This is a genomic window from Acidaminococcus hominis, assembly GCF_900291475.1.
Lineage (GTDB): Bacteria > Bacillota > Negativicutes > Acidaminococcales > Acidaminococcaceae > Acidaminococcus > Acidaminococcus hominis.
On sequence record NZ_OLMM01000017.1, the window covers coordinates 1 to 2483 of the forward strand.

The window sequence follows — 2483 nt, forward strand, 5'->3', positions numbered from 1 at the left end:
AATGGATGTGATCCATCGTGATTGCTCCTTTGTTGATGATTTCTCGCAAAACCATTTTAGCATGAGGCTTCACTATGGATTTTTATTTTTTGATTAACTGTTCAAGTTCATTTTACAACTGACCCAAAAAAAGGATACACCGAAATGTACCCTTTCCTCTAGCTTATCTATAGACAAATTCTTATGCCAGGCAAAATTATTTATGCATGCTTTTTTTATTTAATGGGCAGATAAATTTCTCCCCTGCTGTACAGGGCGCCCTTCCCAGACAGCAGCACCCGGTCCTTTTTCAGGTGGCAGTACAGCACCCCGGTCCGCTGAGAGGCCTGGAAGGCCACCAGTTTCTTTCTGTCCAGCTTTTTCGCCCATAGGGGCACCACATGGCAATGGCCGGAACCACACACCGGATCCTCGATTACCTCCAGCTTGGGAGCGAAGCTCCGGGTCACACAGTCATACTTTTTCCCCGGTGCCGTCAAGTGGAGCAACAGCCCGTCCAGCTTCTTGACCTTTTCCGGGTCCGGCTGGGCTTTTTTCACCTGTTCCGCCGTTTCCAGTACGCACACCAGATCCCTGCCCATATAGGCTTCCTTGGGCTCCACCCCAATGGCTTCCGTCATAGCCTTGGTGACAGGCACGCTCTTCAGTTCATAGGCCGGCATATCCAAGGTAAACAGATCCCCGTCCCGGGTCACGGTCAACTTGCCGCTTTTGGTGACAAACACCAGCTCCGTGGCCTTCTTTTCCACAAAGTGGGACAGCACATAAGCCGTACCCAGGGTAGCATGACCACACAGGTCGATTTCCCCACCCGGGGTAAACCAGCGCAGGCCGTACTTCTTCCCCTGCTTTACCGTAAAAGCCGTTTCCGACAGCCGGTTTTCCTGGGCAATTTGCTGCATCACCTGGTCTTCCGGCCAGGCTTCCAGCACGCACACCGCCGCCGGATTCCCTTGGAATACCTGATCCGTAAAAGCATCCACTACATATTGCTTAAAAATTTTATGTTTCATTGGCTTTTCCTCCTTGAATCTCCACTTTCTCACTACATAGGCCCATTTCATTATATCCTGCCCACGGCTCTCTGTAAATGTTTCTAAAAGCTATAGATAAATGCGGATATATTAGTACATATTCAAAAAATCTTGTACGTTCTTGAACATTTTTCCTGTTTTTTTAGAGTAAAATCACTGCTTGTTCACAAATTCTTGACAACTTTATGAGATTTTTTTATATTGAAATTGTCAAAATCGGCAGTACCTGAATACGAAAGGATGTGGATGAAATGCAGTTCAAAAAGTTGGAAAAAATGCTGGCCGTTTCTGCCCTGTCTTTGGGCCTGTCCCTGGGCTTTATGGTGGATGCCCACGCCATGGTAGGCGGCAAGCCCGTCATCGGCATCTCCTGGAAGATCAATACCCAGGATTACGCAGCCTTTAAGCGCATTATTGAGCTGGCAGGGGGCGTACCCGTGGAATTGGGTCAGATTAAGAGCCAGTCCGTTGCCTACGACAAGGACGGCGCCGTAGCCCCCGCAGACCTGGAACCCTCCGGTATGCTCAAGCACAAATATGCTGTGAAAATCAAAGACAAGAACTTTGCCAAAACCAACGTGACGGAAGTCATGCAGGGCGTAGACGGCGTCTTTGGCACCGGTGGTGAAGACATCAGTCCCTCCCTGTATAAGGATGAAGAAAAAGAACTGAACCATAACGAAACCATCAATGCTGCCCGGGATATTTCTGACTACACCCTTCAGGCCTACTGCCTGGCCAAGGACATCCCCACCCTGGACGTCTGCCGCAGCGAGCAAATGCTGGGCGTAGTTTCCGGCGCCAAGATGATTCAGGATATGACCGACTACTATGCCGGCAAGGATAAGGTCTACGAAGGTACCTTCCACCGGATGCCCCCCGGCGTCCCCAACCGGACCTACGCCCGTCACGACGTGCATATTCTTCCGGTAAACTCCTACCTGCGGGCCATTGTAGGCAGCGATGAGCTGAAGAACGTTTCCAGCTGGCACCATCAGGCCATTGAAAGCATTGCGGGTACTGACCTGGTACAGACCGCAGAAACTACCTACAAAGGCGTTTCCATTATCGAAGGGGTGGAAAATCCTCACAAGACCTTTATGGTTGCGCTCCAGTTCCATCCAGAAAACGACCTGAAGCAGGTTCTCATCAACAAAAAAGACCCCAAGGACTTCTGCGACACCAAGATTTCCCTGGACTTCTTTAAAGCCCTGGTAAAAGCCGCCAAAGATAAAGCCCTGCAAGCAACCAAATAAAATTGTAAAAAAGACTGTGAAATAATAAAACTTCTATCGTCGTTCGTTCCTTATTACCTTCAACATTTTGGTGTGCTCCCCGTCAAGTAGACAGTTCCTAATAATATAAACCTCTACGCCGCCATTTGGTAGCTATTATGTTTTTGCATAGGGGTCAAACGGCCCAAATTCCGCTGCAAACGGCCACTGTTGT

General features: G+C 49.1%; 2 protein-coding genes. One reads left to right on the forward strand and one right to left on the reverse strand.

Features of this window, described 5'->3' with window-relative positions; translation table 11 throughout:
• Positions 1-215: 215 nt before the first annotated feature.
• Positions 216-1013 carry a PhzF family phenazine biosynthesis protein gene (locus tag C7E10_RS11870; protein ID WP_105327527.1) on the reverse strand — a complete coding sequence of 266 codons (798 nt, stop codon included), beginning with the start codon at positions 1011-1013 and terminating at the stop codon, positions 216-218.
• Positions 1014-1285: 272 nt separating this feature from the next.
• On the opposite strand from C7E10_RS11870, the gene C7E10_RS11875 reads away from it, so the two are divergent.
• Positions 1286-2290 (forward strand): gamma-glutamyl-gamma-aminobutyrate hydrolase family protein, encoded by a 1005-nt coding sequence (locus C7E10_RS11875; protein ID WP_105327528.1) that lies wholly within the window; start codon positions 1286-1288, stop codon positions 2288-2290.
• Positions 2291-2483 lie beyond the last annotated feature (193 nt).